Source organism: Arthrobacter sp. UYCo732 (genome assembly GCF_040547265.1).
Lineage (GTDB): Bacteria > Actinomycetota > Actinomycetes > Actinomycetales > Micrococcaceae > Arthrobacter.
Genome location: NZ_JBEPPJ010000005.1, coordinates 137337 through 151617, shown reverse-complemented (window position 1 = coordinate 151617; position 14281 = coordinate 137337). Strand labels below are relative to the sequence as shown.

Annotated in this window: 13 protein-coding genes, 1 tRNA gene and 1 riboswitch; of the genes, 8 read left to right on the top strand and 6 right to left on the bottom strand. The window is 65.6% G+C overall.

Annotated features, from left to right (window positions below; all coding sequences use genetic code 11):
• Nucleotides 1–272: 272 nt before the first annotated feature.
• A tRNA-Gly gene (locus ABIB45_RS10235) sits at nt 273–346 on the bottom strand.
• A 252-nt stretch (nt 347–598) separates the two neighbouring features.
• On the opposite strand from ABIB45_RS10235, the gene ABIB45_RS10230 reads away from it, so the two are divergent.
• Nucleotides 599–1042 (top strand): SRPBCC family protein, encoded by a 444-nt coding sequence (locus ABIB45_RS10230; RefSeq protein ID WP_354215741.1) that lies wholly within the window; start codon nt 599–601, stop codon nt 1040–1042.
• A 28-nt stretch (nt 1043–1070) separates the two neighbouring features.
• Here ABIB45_RS10230 and ABIB45_RS10225 read toward each other — a convergent pair whose 3' ends face one another.
• A complete protein-coding gene (locus ABIB45_RS10225; protein ID WP_354215740.1) occupies nt 1071–2657 on the bottom strand; it encodes a CAP domain-containing protein in 1587 nt (528 codons plus the stop codon).
• Between the two features lie 279 nt (nt 2658–2936).
• Here ABIB45_RS10225 and dcd point away from each other — a divergent pair, with 279 nt between their 5' ends.
• Nucleotides 2937–3512 (top strand): dCTP deaminase, encoded by a 576-nt coding sequence (gene dcd / locus ABIB45_RS10220; RefSeq protein ID WP_354215739.1) that lies wholly within the window; start codon nt 2937–2939, stop codon nt 3510–3512.
• Nucleotides 3513–3561: 49 nt separating this feature from the next.
• Here dcd and ABIB45_RS10215 read toward each other — a convergent pair whose 3' ends face one another.
• From ABIB45_RS10215 to ABIB45_RS10205, 3 genes are all read right to left on the bottom strand, one after another.
• On the bottom strand, nt 3562–4743 hold the full coding sequence (locus tag ABIB45_RS10215) for a cation:proton antiporter (protein WP_354215738.1): 1182 nt from the start codon (nt 4741–4743) through the stop codon (nt 3562–3564).
• A gap of 5 nt (nt 4744–4748) precedes the next feature.
• Nucleotides 4749–5231: a cation:proton antiporter regulatory subunit gene (locus ABIB45_RS10210; RefSeq protein WP_354215737.1), complete on the bottom strand. Its 483-nt coding sequence runs from the start codon at nt 5229–5231 to the stop codon at nt 4749–4751.
• A 146-nt stretch (nt 5232–5377) separates the two neighbouring features.
• Nucleotides 5378–6784: an MFS transporter gene (locus tag ABIB45_RS10205; RefSeq protein ID WP_354215736.1), complete on the bottom strand. Its 1407-nt coding sequence runs from the start codon at nt 6782–6784 to the stop codon at nt 5378–5380.
• A gap of 193 nt (nt 6785–6977) precedes the next feature.
• Here ABIB45_RS10205 and ABIB45_RS10200 point away from each other — a divergent pair, with 193 nt between their 5' ends.
• Genes ABIB45_RS10200 through mnhG form a run of 6 tightly spaced genes read left to right on the top strand, consistent with a single transcriptional unit; the run spans nt 6978 to nt 13445 of the window.
• On the top strand, nt 6978–10052 hold the full coding sequence (locus tag ABIB45_RS10200) for a Na+/H+ antiporter subunit A (protein WP_354215735.1): 3075 nt from the start codon (nt 6978–6980) through the stop codon (nt 10050–10052).
• Nucleotides 10049–10621 (top strand): Na(+)/H(+) antiporter subunit C, encoded by a 573-nt coding sequence (locus tag ABIB45_RS10195; protein ID WP_354215734.1) that lies wholly within the window; start codon nt 10049–10051, stop codon nt 10619–10621. The genes ABIB45_RS10200 and ABIB45_RS10195 overlap by 4 nt, the downstream gene beginning before the upstream one ends.
• A complete protein-coding gene (locus ABIB45_RS10190; RefSeq protein WP_354215733.1) occupies nt 10618–12225 on the top strand; it encodes a Na+/H+ antiporter subunit D in 1608 nt (535 codons plus the stop codon). The genes ABIB45_RS10195 and ABIB45_RS10190 overlap by 4 nt, the downstream gene beginning before the upstream one ends.
• Nucleotides 12222–12767 (top strand): Na+/H+ antiporter subunit E, encoded by a 546-nt coding sequence (locus ABIB45_RS10185; protein WP_354215732.1) that lies wholly within the window; start codon nt 12222–12224, stop codon nt 12765–12767. Before ABIB45_RS10190 ends, ABIB45_RS10185 begins: the two co-directional genes overlap by 4 nt.
• Nucleotides 12764–13042 (top strand): MrpF/PhaF family protein, encoded by a 279-nt coding sequence (locus ABIB45_RS10180; RefSeq protein ID WP_354215730.1) that lies wholly within the window; start codon nt 12764–12766, stop codon nt 13040–13042. The genes ABIB45_RS10185 and ABIB45_RS10180 overlap by 4 nt, the downstream gene beginning before the upstream one ends.
• A complete protein-coding gene (gene mnhG / locus ABIB45_RS10175; protein ID WP_354215729.1) occupies nt 13032–13445 on the top strand; it encodes a monovalent cation/H(+) antiporter subunit G in 414 nt (137 codons plus the stop codon). Before ABIB45_RS10180 ends, mnhG begins: the two co-directional genes overlap by 11 nt.
• Nucleotides 13446–13508: 63 nt before the next feature.
• Here the strand turns inward: mnhG and ABIB45_RS10170 are convergent, their stop codons facing one another.
• Nucleotides 13509–13772 (bottom strand): DUF4235 domain-containing protein, encoded by a 264-nt coding sequence (locus tag ABIB45_RS10170; RefSeq protein WP_354215728.1) that lies wholly within the window; start codon nt 13770–13772, stop codon nt 13509–13511.
• A 337-nt stretch (nt 13773–14109) separates the two neighbouring features.
• Nucleotides 14110–14246, top strand: a riboswitch (TPP riboswitch).
• The last annotated feature ends 35 nt before the right edge of the window (nt 14247–14281 follow it).

Here is a 14281-nt window from a genome sequence, read left to right as displayed (position 1 = left end):
TCAAGTACCGGACCGCGCCTGGACCGAAACACACGACAGCCGCACGGAAACCATCACCTGCACCTGCGTGGTGTACCCGTGGCGGACAGCACGCGGCTGAGTCTAAGCGCGCAGTACGTTCCCAAGGGGCTCGGCCGGACGTTTCTGCGGGCAGGGAGGGCGCCTACCGGAAGCAGGAAGCGGCCCGGCTGGCGGCGCTGAAGAAGGCCGTGGAGCGAGGGGTGAGGAAGGCCAAGAGCGGCTGGGAAACGCCGGGCGGCGGTTCAGGAAAGTGGAGCGGCTGACGGGAATCGAACCCGCGTATCAAGCTTGGGAAGCTAGCGCTCTACCATTGAGCTACAGCCGCGTGGCCCCCATCTGCGCGGGGCAAAACTTAGCTTAGCGCAGATGCGCGCCCGCGCTGGCAACAGTGCCCACGGTGCGGGCCGTGTCTGCTCAAATCCCGCCGCGCGGCGTCATCCAGTAACTCTTCAATAACGGCCCCGTCCGTGGCTAGGCGCGGGACAAAACCACTGGCTACGGTGAACGCGTTAGCTGCGGTGTCATGGGGGTGAGGCGGGCTACCACCGCTCGCCTGACGCTAACCGAAGGATTCCCCATGGCATTTGCAGAACACGAGGTACTCATTCCGAGTGATGCCATGGACGTGTACACCTTTTTAGCGGACGGCATGAACCTGCCGCAGTGGCGCCCGGGCATCCGCACCATCAGCCTGGCATCGGGCACCGCCGGGACCAAGGGCGCAGTGTACCGGCAGACGGTGGTGGGCCGGGCCGGCCTCACAGTCGCAGCCGACTTCGAAATCACCGAGGCCAGGCCCGGTGCAGAACTCGGGTTCCAGGTTATTGCCGGCCAGACACGGCCCTCCGGCGGGTATTACCTCAGCACGGAACCGGCGGGAACCCGCGTCCGGTTCGCCCTCGACTATCAGCCCAAGGGCCTTCTCGGACTCATGAATACCGGCGTCCAGCGCGGCATGAAGGCCGAAGTGGCCCAGCTGGAGCGACTTAAGGACGTGCTGGCCATTCGCTCGGCCGCGTAGGTTTTCCGGGTTCAATGCCCCGGCGCCGCTATTGCGCCAGCCGCTGGCCCGCCCAGCTTCCAGTGACGTTCGACGCCGCCGCAAGGGTTCCGCCGCTCAGGTCCCAGTACTGCACCACGTCATTGGCGCGGCGCAATGCCACTCCAGTCGAGTTAAGGGCCGTGACATCGCGCAGGGGGCTGATCCCGGTCACGTCCGTCCAGCCGATGGCTACGGTGGGCCGGGCTTCGGCGCGGGGCGCCAGGGTGCCTGCTCCCCGGTAAAGCAGCACGCCGCCGTCGGACTTTATGGCCAGGAGGTCCTGGAACCCGTCGGCGTCGTAGTCCACCATGCTCAGACGGCTGGCGGAAACACCGGTGGCCACGGTCTCGCGGGCCGCCAAATCCCCGGCGCCCTTGTTCGGGTAAAGGTAGAGGTTGCCGGCGGTGTCCAGGGCGACCAGCTGCGGGAGCCGGTTGTTGGCGCACCAGCCGCCGACGGCGAGTGTCATGCTGGCCCAGCCGGACTGGCCGAGAGTCACTGCGGTGCCAAAACCTCCACCAACCAGCCCCGGATGGAGCGTCAGGCGGCCGTCATTCCACTGGGTCAGAAGGTCATAGACGCCGTCGCGGTCCCAGTCCGGGGTAAAGACTTCCTTGGCCGATCCGAAGCCGGAACCGATGACCTTGGCTGCCCCAAAGGTTCTGTTCCCGGCGGAGGGGCGGTTGAGGAGTTGGCCTGAGGAATTGATGGTCACCAGGTCGGCAGCGCTGGTGATCGCGGCGCTGGCCAGGTTCTGTGTGGGCGGCATGTGTTTGACCGCGGGATCGCACACGGTGGGGGCTTTAGCTGGGAAGGCATTGCCGTTGGAGGCGCTGCCCCCGGGGGAATTCACGGTGCCGGCCGGGAGGGTGGTGTAGCCGAAGAAGTTTACGACTCCCCAAATGGTGTACAGACTGTTCGTATAGGAGATTCCGGCGCCCATGACGTTGAAGCGCGGGTCGAGCAACATGGCGTTGTGGCCGGGGGAGCTCTTCCACCACTCCACCAACAGCGCGGCGTTGCGGTCCGTGCGGATGGCGATGACCTCGCCTGCGCTGCTTGGGCTCATGGCTCGGGGGTCGGTCCAGAAACTGGCACGGTGCTCAATGACTTCGCGGGAGGCGATGTTGTCGGACCAATCCTGGGCCAGGCCCGCCACTGTGGGGTTGTACTTGACTGGCGCCAGGCCATTGGCCACCCGGTATTCGTTTATTTTGGTGAACACGGTCAGGATGGCGGCGGCGTTGTTGTCCGGGACCAGCGCTTCGGTGCGAAGTGATTCGGCGGCGAGGGATTCCGTTGCGAGTGTAGGCGGGGCGGAAACCGTGGATTTGTGCTGCGCCAGCTCGTCCTCGGGCGCCCACAGCGGCGGCACGGAAGGGACTTCGGGTGCGAGTGGTCCGGAGGAGACTGTGGCAGGTAGAGCCTCGGTTGCCGCCTGTGGCACTGCTGCTGTGGCTGGCGAATTTTGTCCCCCGGCGGGCGATGCCGGGGTAATCGCCGGTTCCACCGCCGGGGCGAGTGGAGACCTGGTGCCGGTGTCCGCTTTGCGTGCGCCGTCGGTGTCCGCGGTTCCTGCGGGGCCGAGGGTCACGTTTCGTGGGCCTGTGGCGCTCGCTGCCTCGACTGACGGCTCGTGCCCAGGCGGGCTGGAATACAGGCCGGCGGCCGGGGAGACAAGGGCGAGAGCGCACAACATTGCCACAACGGCAGGCGCCGCAAAGTTTTTCAAACCAACCCCAGATCAGTTCAGTTCAGTTGTACCAACCGGGAGACCTCCGGCGGCTGACATCCTGAGGCAACATTAGCCCCAGTAGGTGACAGCAACAACGCAAAATGTGCGCTATGGACAACGCATAGTAATTTGGGAGGCGTGCTGATCAGTGACCGCGATATTCGTGCCGAAATAGACTCCCAACGGATCGTCCTTGAACCCTACGATTCCGCGATGGTCCAACCGTCGTCGGTGGACGTGCGGATCGACCGGTTTTTCCGGCTTTTCGACAACCACAAGTACGCCCACATCGACCCCGCCGAAGAGCAGCCCGAGCTGACCCGCCTGGTGGAGGTGGAGCGCGGCGAGCCTTTCATCCTGCACCCCGGCGAGTTTGTACTCGGCTCCACCTACGAGAGCGTCACCCTGCCGGACGACATCGCTGCCCGTCTGGAGGGCAAGTCATCGCTGGGGCGGCTGGGCCTGCTGACGCACTCCACAGCCGGGTTCATCGATCCAGGCTTTTCCGGGCACGTCACGCTGGAACTCTCGAACATGGCCACCCTGCCCATCAAGCTCTGGCCGGGCATGAAGATTGGCCAGCTGTGCTTCTTCCGGCTGACCTCGGCCGCCGAACACCCCTACGGCTCGGGCGACTACGGCAACCGCTACCAGGGCCAGCGTGGCCCCACCGCCAGCCGCAGCCATCTGAACTTCCACCGCACGGAGATTTAGGCGAAGTTTCGGGGCGGGCTGTTCGAGCTCTCACCCTCGATGAGGTGTTCTAGGCGCGGGCCGGTTCCTGGGCGCGCGGCCGGAACGCTTTGAGCACGGGCTCCACGTACCGGGCGGCCAGCGGACCGATGATGGCCATGAGCAGGACGTAGGCGGTAGCCAGGGCAGCGAGTTCGTACGGGACCACGCCGGAGGCCACTGCCAGGCCAGCGATGACGATGGAGAACTCGCCGCGGGCAATAAGCGCCGCACCGGCACGGAAACGTCCAGGACGCGCGATCCCTGCCCGCTTGGCGGCCCAGATGCCAGTGACCATTTTGGTGGCGGCGGTGATGACCGCCAGCACCAGCGCCCAGCCGAGCACGGGCGGGATGGACGACGGGTCCATGTTGAGTCCGAAGGCCACAAAGAAGATGGCAGCAAACAGATCCCGCAGCGGCTCCAGGATCCGGGTGGCGTTGTGGGCTGTGGCGCCTGAGATGGCGATGCCAAGCATAAACGCGCCTACCGCCGCCGAAACCTGCATGGCCGACGCCACGCCGGCAACCAACAGGGCGGCACCGAGCAGGTTGAGTAGGAACACTTCGGAGTTTTCGCTGTGCACCGCCCTGGACACATGGTGGCCGTGCCGGAGCGCAACAATGAGGACCAGCGTGACCACCGCCAGGGATATGCCCACGGTGCTCAGCCCGCCCAGGAAGCTCACGCCGGCCAGGGTGGCTGTGAGGATCGGCAGGTACACGGCCATGGCCAGGTCCTCGAACACCAGAATGGACAGCACGGCGGGGGTCTCGCGGTTACCGATCCGGCCAAGGTCCCTGATGACCTTGGCGGCGATCCCCGAGGACGAAATATAGGTGACGCCGCCCATGACCATGGCGCCCACCCCACCCCAGCCAAGCAGGAGCGCCAGCCCGGCCCCTGGGATAAAGTTCAGCACCAGATCAAGAACACCGGCCTGCCAGGACCTGCGCAGACCGGTGAAAAGCTCGGCAGCCGTATATTCCAACCCGAGCATAAGCAGCAGCAGGATCACGCCGATCTCCCCGGAGAGATGTGCGAATTCCTGCATACCTTCGAGCTTGACCATACCGCCCGCACGGAAGGCGAGACCGCCCACGAGGTACAGCGGGATGGGTGACATTCCGATCCGTCCGGCCAGCCTGGCCAACAGGCCAAGGCAGAACACAACGGCCCCCAGTTCGATGAGGGTCAGGGCCAGCGGGTCCATGGCGCTCAGCCGTTGCGGAGGATATCGGCCGCCGAATCGAGGCCTTCTTGCGTTCCCACTGCAACGAGCAGGTCACCTGAATGAAGTACGACGTCGGGTCCCGGCGACGGGAGCACCTCGCCTTCCCGCATGATCGCCACAATCGAGACACCGCAGCGGGTGCGGATGCACGCCTTCCCCATGGGCTGGTTCTGGAACGGGGAATCCGGGGCAATGGAGAACTGCCGGGTCACGATGCCGGGCACATCCCGGTGCTCCTCCGTCAGTTTCATGGCCAGATGCCGCCCGCCGAGGAGGTTGCCCAAGGTTGCTGCTTCGTCCGCCGTCAGGGGAATGGAAGCCTGGCAGGTATCGGGATCGTCCCAAGTGGAAACGATAAGTTCCGTCTGGCCTTCCCGCAGCTCCACAACGCCAATGCGGCGGCCGGAAGCTGTCATGAAATCCTTCCGGCGGCCCAGGCCGGGGAGGTCCGTCTCGTCCACGTTCATACGTCCAGCCTAGTCTCCGCAGGCCGGTTTCGGGCTGCCGCACGCCGGTCGAGGACTCGGGCCGGATGCAGCGCGGACTCGTGCCGAATGCAGGCGACCGTGGGGGTGCCAGGACGCAGTGTTAGTGGCCGGTTGCCCGGTCACGTCTACGATGCGGGGACCAGGGCGATGGAGGTCTTGTTCGGCGGCTTCACCGGCAGCAGGACCAACAGCCCGGCCAGGAGGACCACCATGATGCCCAGAATTCCCCAGCGCTGGGCCTCGCCGGGTGCAACCAGGGGAGTGGCCAGCGTGATGCACAGCGTAAACAGGGCAGGGGCCAGGAAACTGACGGCGCGGCCGGTGGTGGCGTACAGTCCAAAGAGTTCGCCGGTCTCGCCGCTGGGTGCCAGCCGGGCCAGATAGGCCCGGGACGAGGACTGGGCCGGGCCCACGAAGAGGCAGAGGAACAGGCCGAACACCCAGAAGGTGGTGCTGCCGGCCCATGCTGTTCCGAAGAAGACGTAATTGCCGTTTCCGAGGACCAGGATCATGGTGCCGGCGATCAACAGCCCCACGAGGGAGCCCATGATGACCGCCTTGGGGCCCACCCGGTCATCCAGGAAGCCGCCGATGATGGCGCCCACGGCCGCCACCACGTTACCGAAGATGGCGAAGAAAATGACCTGGGACAGCTCGAAGCCGAACGTGCCGGCGGCGATGATCCCGCCGAACGTAAAGACTGCCGCGAGGCCGTCGCGGAAAACGGCACTGGCGACGAGGAAGTAGATGGTGTGCGGGCTGGTGGCGTAGATGGCCTTGATCCGGCGGAAAAGCAGGCCGTAGGAGGCCAGGAATCCCAGCGGCCTGGCCCGCGCCGGCCGCGGAAGTTCCGGAACCGCGAACAGGACGGGCAGGGCGAAGACGAAGAACCACAGCGCGGAGAACACCGCAACGAGCCGGATGTTGAGGCTGTCCTCGGTGGACGCCCCGAACCAGTCAAAGCTTGGCTGCACAAAGAGCTGCAACACAATCAGCAGGGCCACGATGCCGCCGAGGTAGCCCATGCCCCAGCCAAGTCCACTGACCTTGCCGATGTTTCCCGGCGTGGAGATCTGGGTGAGCATGGCGTTGTAGTTGACGCCCGCGAACTCGAAGAACACGTTCCCCAGCGCAATCAAGGAGACGCCCAGGAGCAGGAACTCAGGGCGGGGGAACACAAAGAAACACAGCCCGGTCAGGACGGCGACCGCGGCCGTGTTGACCCCCAGCCACAGCTTGCGGCGCCCGCCGTTGTCCGAGCGCTGACCCGTCACGGGAGCCAGCAGCGCGATGGCGAGACCGGCGATGGCCAGGGCACCGCCGAGGATGGCCGACGCCTGGTCTTCGCCGCCGAAGGCGTTGGAGGTGAGGTAGACGGTAAACACGAACGTGGTCATGACCGCGTTGAAGGCCGCAGATCCCCAATCCCAGGCGGCCCAGGCGAGCACGCGGCCCCTCCCGGTGGCCTGGTTTCCGGACGCGAGTTCCGATGACGGCTGCGTGGCCCCAGGAGGAGCGCTGGCGGTGTTCATAGCCTGAATGGTATCCGCCCGTGGCGAACAGGGCGGGCATAGTACGCCGGACACTCGGCAAAATCGAGCCGCCTGCGCTCCTGCGCGGGGAAAATGGCCGAAGCGACTTGATAAACTGGCCACCACCGAACCTAACCACTGACCGCCTGCCCTAACTTTTGACAATCGAATCCCTGACGTTGCGGAGATAACAGTGATCACAGTCCTTGCCGTGCACTTTACGGTGGCTGCTGTGGCGCCCTTCCTGTTCAGAGCCTGGGGCCGCAACGCGTTCTACGCACTGGCGGCGGTGCCGGCTGCGTCTTTTGTCTGGCTGCTGTTCCAGTACAGCGCTGTGTACTCAGATTCCGGGGCCGTTTCGGAAGTCGTCCCGTGGATTCCCGGGCTGGAACTGGAATTTGCGTTCCGGCTGGATCCCCTGGCTTGGGTGATGTCCTTACTGGTTCTCGGCGTGGGCGCGCTGGTGCTGGTCTACTGTGCGCGGTACTTCAGCAAGAACGATCAGGATCTTGGCGGCTTCGGGGCCCAGTTGTTGGCCTTCGCCGGGGCAATGTTCGGACTGGTGGTGGCGGATGACCTTCTTCTGCTGTTCATCTTCTGGGAACTCACCACCGTCCTGTCCTACCTGCTGATCGGCTTTGCCCGCACCAGGCTGGCGGCCAGGCGCTCCGCGCTGCAGGCCCTGATGGTCACTACCGCCGGCGGGCTGGCCATGCTGGTAGGCCTGATCATGCTGGGCCACAGCGCCGGAACGTACCGTATCTCGGCAATCCTGGCTCAGGCTCCCACCCTCATCACCGGATCCACCAGCGGGATTGTCGCCGCCGCCGTCGTACTGATCCTCGTGGGTGCCATCAGCAAGTCCGCGCTGGTTCCCTTCCACTTCTGGCTGCCGGGCGCCATGGCGGCGCCCACCCCGGTCAGCGCCTACCTGCACGCCGCGGCGATGGTGAAGGCCGGGATCTATCTGGTCGCCAGGCTTGCGCCGGGATTTTCCCACACCGCGTATTGGCAGTCCATTGTGCTGGGGCTGGGCCTTGCCACCATGCTGGTGGGCGGCTACCGGGCGCTCCGCCAGACGGACATCAAACTCATCCTGGCCTACGGAACGGTCAGCCAGTTGGGCTTCCTGACCATGGTGGTGGGGCTCGGAACGTCGGAGGCGGCCCTCGCCGGCCTGGCGATGCTCCTGGCCCACGGGCTGTTCAAGGCCACCCTCTTCCTGGTGGTGGGCATCATTGACCACCAGTCCGGAACCCGTGACGTCCGGCAGCTGTCCGGCGTCTTCCGCTCGTCGCGTGGGCTCGGCGTCGTGGCCGGCATCGGTGCCGCGTCGATGGCCGGTGTCCCGCTGCTGGCAGGTTTTGTGGCCAAGGAATCCGTCCTGGAGGCCTTTGTCCACCATGGCTCGGAAGGGGATTCCTGGAGCATGGTGGTGCTCGTAGGCATCGTTCTGGGCTCCATCCTGACCTTCGCCTACAGCGCTCGCTTTATGTGGGGGGCGTTCGCCGTCAAACCCGGCGTCGAGCCCACACCGTTCAAGGCAGTCAAGCCCTCCTTCCTGGCGGCACCGGCGCTGCTGAGCCTCCTCAGTATTGTTTACGGCCTGTGGCCGGCGCCCGTGGACACGTGGATCCAGCCCTACGCGGCGCTCTTTGCCTCTACCTCGGCCGACGCCGGCACACCGGCCGAGCAGGCTGGGCACCTCGCGCTGTGGCATGGATTCACCCCGGCCCTTGCGCTAACGGCCCTCACATTCGCGCTGGGGCTGGCCATGCACTTCGGCCGAACCCTCGTGGCGCGCGCGCAGTCCCGGGTTCCCGGCTGGATCGACGGCGACCGCATCTATCAGCTCAGCATCGGCGCCCTGGACGACGCCGCGGTCTGGATCACCGGCCGCACCCAGCGCGGCTCCCTGTACTTCTACCTCGCCGTCATCCTCAGCATGGCGTTCGCCCTGCCGCTGACCGCCATGCTGGTGGCGGGAAAGCCGCTCCCGACTGACCTGTACTTCACTGACCCCTTCTCACCGCTCCAGCCGGTAGTAGGCGCGGCAATTGTGATCGGGGCGCTTGCCGCGGTCAAGGCCAACAGGCGGTTCCTCGCCGTGCTGATGGTGTCCGTGACCGGCTACGGGATCGCCCTGATGTTCGCGCTCCAGGGCGCTCCGGACCTGGCTCTGACGCAGATGCTGGTGGAGACCATCATCCTGGTGGCCTTTGTCCTGGCCATGCGCAGCCTCCCGGCCGAACTCCGCGACCGGACCGGGGGCAGGTACCGCGTGATCATCGGAGCGGCTTTCGGCGTCACCATGGTTTTTGCCGCCATCTACTCCCTGGGGGCCAGGGTGGCCGTCCCGGTGTCCCTGGAGTTCCCGCGCCTCGCGTATGAAGGCGGCGGCGGACTCAACATCGTCAACGTGACCCTGGTGGACATCCGGGCATGGGATACCTTCGGGGAAATTTCCGTCCTCGCCCTCGCCGCCACCGGTGTGGCCAGCCTCATCTTCGTCCGCGGCCGCGGCGACCGGCTCAGGGTGTCATCCACCGTTGCCGAGGGCAGCGTAGGACGGCAGGCAGCAGTGGCTCCAGGGTCGCGGGAAGCCGCTGCGCTGACCATCAGCCGGAAGTTCGCTTCCTCGGCCCGGGACGCCTGGATCGTCGCAGGCCGGACCCTGGCCCCTGAGCGGCGTTCCATCATCTTTGAAGTGGTGACGCGGCTGATTTTCCACTCCCTGATCATCTTCTCCCTCTACCTCCTCCTGGCCGGGCACAACCTGCCCGGCGGCGGATTCGCCGGCGGCCTGACAGCAGGCCTTGCCCTTGCCATCCGGTACCTCGCGGGCGGCCGCTTTGAACTGCGGGAGGCCACTCCCGTGGGCGCCGGTACCCTGCTGGGCATCGGGCTCGCGACGGCGGCAGCGTCGGGTGTGGTGCCGCTGCTGCTGGGCGGGCAGGTGTTCCAGACCGCCATCATTGAAATCTGGCTGCCGGTCTTCGGCGACATCAAGTTCGTCACCTCGACCATCTTCGATATCGGCGTCTACATCGTGGTGGTGGGCCTGGTCCTGGACGTACTGCGCAGCCTGGGCTCCGAGATCGACGAACATTTTGAAGAACTGGCAGCGGCGCCGGCCGAAGAAGGCTCGGCCGACGAAGCCGCCCTTGCCCAAGGCGTTCTGACCGGCGCCGGTCCCGGCACCAGTCCCGGCGAGGGGCACGAGCCCGAGGTCATGTCCAGCGAAACCACAGCGAAGGGCCAAGGATGAGCGTCAACCTGACCCTGCTGATTGTGATGGGTGCCCTGTATGCGTGCGGCATCTACCTGATCCTCGAACGCAGCCTCACCCGCGTGCTGCTGGGGCTGATGCTCCTGGCGAACGCCACCAACCTGCTGATCCTGGCCACCGGCGGCTATGCCGGGCTGGCGCCGTTCTATGACAAGGACACCGGAGACAGCGAATACGCCGACCCCCTGCCGCAGGCCCTGATCCTGACCTCGATTGTGATCTCGTTTGCGGTGACCGCATTTATGCTCAGCATCATTTACCGCACCTGGGTCCTGGCCCGCCAGGACGAGATCCAGGACGACATCGAGGACCGCCGCGTCGCCGCGACGCCCAGGTTCGATGCCGAGGACGACGCCGCGATCCCGGCCGAGACGTCCGAGTTTCCCCTGACCATGCTTGGCGGCGACGGCAGCACCATCTCCGACCACGCCGAAACCGGGGACCACGTCATGGTTGGCTCCCGGACGATCCCGGCCGTGGATGCCGCCGCCGAAGAGCAACCCGGGTCGCGGAACGTGCCCCCTGGCCCCGAAGGAGGTGTGAAGTGAACATCGCAAGCTTTGCACCGCTCGCCGTCGTACTTCCCATCCTCGGCGCCGCCCTGGCGTTCCTGCTGATCCGGCATTCCCGCGCCCAGCGCGCGGTGAGCATCACTGTGCTGTCCCTGACGCTCCTGCTGGAGTGTTTCCTGCTGGCGTCGGTGTGGGACGGCGGAACCGCCGCTGTGGACATCGGCGGCTGGCTGCCGCCGTGGGGCATCGTGATGGTGGTGGACCAGTTCTCGTCGCTGATGCTCGTGGTGTCATCCGCCGTGAGCCTCGCGGTGCTGATTTACGCCACTGGGCAAGGCATGGCCGACGGTGACGAGGACGCCCCGGTGTCCATCTTCCACCCCACGTTCCTGATTCTCGTGGCCGGGGTGTCCAACGCGTTCCTTTCCGGGGATCTTTTCAACCTCTATGTCGGTTTTGAGATCCTCCTGACGGCAAGCTACGTCCTGATGACACTGGGCGGGACCGGCCCCCGCATCCGCGCCGGCGTCACCTACGTGGTGGTCTCCGTGGTGTCCTCGGTGCTGTTCCTGATTTCCATCGCCATGGTTTACGGCGCCACCGGAACAGTGAACATGGCCGACCTCGCCATCAAACTCGCGGACCTGGACGAGGGTACCCAGACCCTGCTGCACGTGATGCTCCTGGTGGCTTTTGGCATCAAGGCGGCCGTGTTCCCGTTGTCGTTCTGGCTGCCTGACTCCTATCCCACCGCGCCGGCGCCGGTCACGGCCGTGTTCGCCGGGCTGCTGACCAAGGTGGGTGTCTATGCGATGGTGCGTACCGAAACCCTGCTGTTCCCCGGCGACAGCCTCAACACTCCACTGATGGTGGCGGCGTTGCTGACCATGGTGGTGGGCATCCTTGGTGCCCTGGCCCAGAGCGACATCAAACGTCTGCTGTCCTTCACCCTGGTCAGCCACATCGGCTACATGGTGTTCGGCCTGGCGATGTCTTCGGTGGCCGGGCTGGGCGCCGCCGTGTTCTACGTGGCCCACCACATCACCGTCCAGACCAGCCTCTTCCTGGTCACCGGACTGATCGAACGCCGCGGCGGCAGTTCCTCGATGGACAGGGTGGCCGGCCTGGCCAAGTTGTCGCCGGTGCTGGCCCTGCTGTTCTTTGTGCCCGCCATGAACCTGGCCGGCATCCCGCCGTTCTCCGGGTTCCTGGGGAAGGTGGGGCTGATCCAGGCCGGCATCGAGCTGGGCACACCCCTGGCCTACGCCCTGGTGATCGGCGGGGTACTCACCAGCCTGCTGACGCTCCTGGCCGTCGCAAGGGTCTGGAACCGTGCTTTCTGGCGCAAGCCGTCCGACGCCGAACACCCTGACCCCGTCCTGCTGGCTTCGCCGGAAAATTCGGACACCGGCCAGCGGGCAGGGCGCACCAACGTCACGCTGCTGCCCCGGACGATGGTGGGCTCAACCCTCGGCCTGGTGGTCCTTGGCGTGGCCCTCACAGTCTTCGCCGGGCCGCTGTTCCGGGTCTCGGGCCAGGCAGCCCAGGAAATGCTGGAAAGGTCCTCCTACATCCAGGCCGTGCTGGGTGAGGACACCGAAGTTCCCCAGCTGGCGCTGAAGTCCGGAGGCGGCAAATGAGCCGCCGGCGGATTTCCCTGCGCCAGGAGCTCCCGCTGCTGGTCTGGCTGGTGCTCGTATGGGGAGCGCTGTGGCAGGACTTCAGCCCCGGTAACCTGCTCTTCGGCGCCCTGCTGTCCGTGCTGGTGGCCCGCATGTTCTACCTGCCGCCGGTGGAACTAAGCGGCCGCTTCAACATCCTGCACGCGGTACCGTTTGCCCTGCTGTTCCTGTGGCGGGTGGCGGCAGCGAGCATCGAGGTGATGTACCTGGCGGCCATTCGCGGCCCCCAGGTGATCAACGCCGTCGTCGCTGTCCCGCTGCGGAGCCACCAGGACCTGATGGTAACAATCGTGGGGCACGTGATATCGCTGATCCCGGGCTCCCTGGTGGTGGAGGTGGACCGTTCAACGTCCACCCTCTACCTGCACGCGCTGAACATCAGCGCCCCGGAGGACGTGGCGGACCTGCGGAGGGAAGTCCGCTCCATTGAAGCGCGCCTGATCAAAATCATGGGGACCACGGAAGAACTTGAAATCGTCCGGCAGGAGGCCGCAGCATGATGCAGACCGTCCTGGCCGTCACGGCAGTCATTCTTTCGCTGGCAGCGGCCGGCGCCATCATCCGGATTGCCCGCGGCCCTTCGCTGCTGGACCGGGTGCTGGCCTCAGACGTCCTGCTCGCCATCCTCGGCGCCGCGCTGTGCATCGACATGGCCGTCAACAAGCACCTGAACAACCTGATGCTGCTGGTGGCGCTTTCCGTTGTCGGCTTCATCGGCTCGGTGACTGTTGCCCGTTTCGTGGCCGACCGGCGGGAGCAAACCCATGAGTCCTGAAGCGAGCGTGGTGGATAACGTCATCGATGCCGTGACGGCGGTGTTCCTGGTGGTGGGCGCCCTGATGTCCCTCGCCGCCGCCATCGGCCTGCTGCGCTTCCCCGACCTGCTGAGCCGGATGCACGCGGCCACCAAGCCGCAGGTGCTCGGGCTCTTCCTGCTGCTGGCGGCCATCGGCCTGCAGATGCGGACGTGGTGGGTGTGGCCGGTGCTGCTGGTGGCGTGGATCTTCCAGCTGCTGACCGTGCCGGTGTCCGCGCACATGGTGGGCCGATCCGGCTACCGCACCAAACACCTGCACCGAGAACTGCTCAGCTCTGATGACCTCGACGCCGTGGTGCAGAAGGCGGCGCAGTCCTCCCGTGAGCAGTCAGCACGTGAAGAAGCGTCCGGCGGCGGCTGAGAGTTTTTGTCCAGATAATTTGGCTTCAGGACTGCCCAGGGGCCATTAGCTGGACAAAACTCGCTAGACGACGTCCTGGCTCTTAGCGAACCTGGTGATGGCCCGCTGCGTGCCGCGGTTGGCGAGCACCTGGATGATGGTGCTGACCGAGGCTGAAATAAGCGCGAACGTCAGCGCCGAGCGCAGGCTCGTGGGGGTGTCTTCGTCCTTGCCGGTGGGGACCTTGCGGCCGGTGGACTTTTCCCACACGGTGTTGACTAGCTTGGTACCGACAAACCCGGCGCCGAGGCTGATTGCGGTGCCGAGCAGCTTGATGAGCAGGTTCATTCGTTGAACTCCTTATGGGCTATCGGGGATTGTCATTAGCCTAACGTCATCGGACCGGGGGCCGGCACTTGAGCCGCCCGGCTCTTGCCCAGGCCCACCAGCATTGAGGGCATTTCAGCAGCAGCCCCAGGTGGAGGGATTCGTCCTTCGTGAAATGCGGGAACTGCAGCTCGCTGACCTCGGCGTCGGTCCTTGCTATCAGCGCTTCGAGCGAGCACTGCGGCTGGCTGTCGCTGGAGTCGGGATCGAATACGGTCACATGTGGGAAGTCGGCAGCCGTGGCCCACAATCTACCGCGCCTGCGGTGTAAACTGGATCACGCCCATCAGGGCAGATTTATTTACGACAGGGGAGCGCCGCCGTCGGGCACTGCAGCAATGCAACCGATGGATAGGCGCTGAGAGTGCGGACAGCCGCAGACCCTCGAACCTGATCCGGTTAGTACCGGCGCAAGGGAGTCGAGCTTCTCAGAGTGTCCGGATCCGGGCGGCGCAGTCCGTGCCGAAACC

Excerpts from the sequence above, each read along its gene's own strand:
- ABIB45_RS10230 (WP_354215741.1), top strand. The coding sequence starts at position 599 with ATGGCATTTGCAGAACACGAGGTACTCATTCCGAGTGATGCCATGGAC.
- ABIB45_RS10215 (WP_354215738.1), bottom strand. The coding sequence starts at position 4,743 with ATGGACCCGCTGGCCCTGACCCTCATCGAACTGGGGGCCGTTGTGTTC.
- ABIB45_RS10210 (WP_354215737.1), bottom strand. The coding sequence starts at position 5,231 with ATGAACGTGGACGAGACGGACCTCCCCGGCCTGGGCCGCCGGAAGGAT.
- ABIB45_RS10205 (WP_354215736.1), bottom strand. The coding sequence starts at position 6,784 with ATGAACACCGCCAGCGCTCCTCCTGGGGCCACGCAGCCGTCATCGGAA.
- ABIB45_RS10195 (WP_354215734.1), top strand. The coding sequence starts at position 10,049 with ATGAGCGTCAACCTGACCCTGCTGATTGTGATGGGTGCCCTGTATGCG.
- ABIB45_RS10185 (WP_354215732.1), top strand. The coding sequence starts at position 12,222 with ATGAGCCGCCGGCGGATTTCCCTGCGCCAGGAGCTCCCGCTGCTGGTC.
- ABIB45_RS10180 (WP_354215730.1), top strand. The coding sequence starts at position 12,764 with ATGATGCAGACCGTCCTGGCCGTCACGGCAGTCATTCTTTCGCTGGCA.
- mnhG (WP_354215729.1), top strand. The coding sequence starts at position 13,032 with ATGAGTCCTGAAGCGAGCGTGGTGGATAACGTCATCGATGCCGTGACG.
- ABIB45_RS10170 (WP_354215728.1), bottom strand. The coding sequence starts at position 13,772 with ATGAACCTGCTCATCAAGCTGCTCGGCACCGCAATCAGCCTCGGCGCC.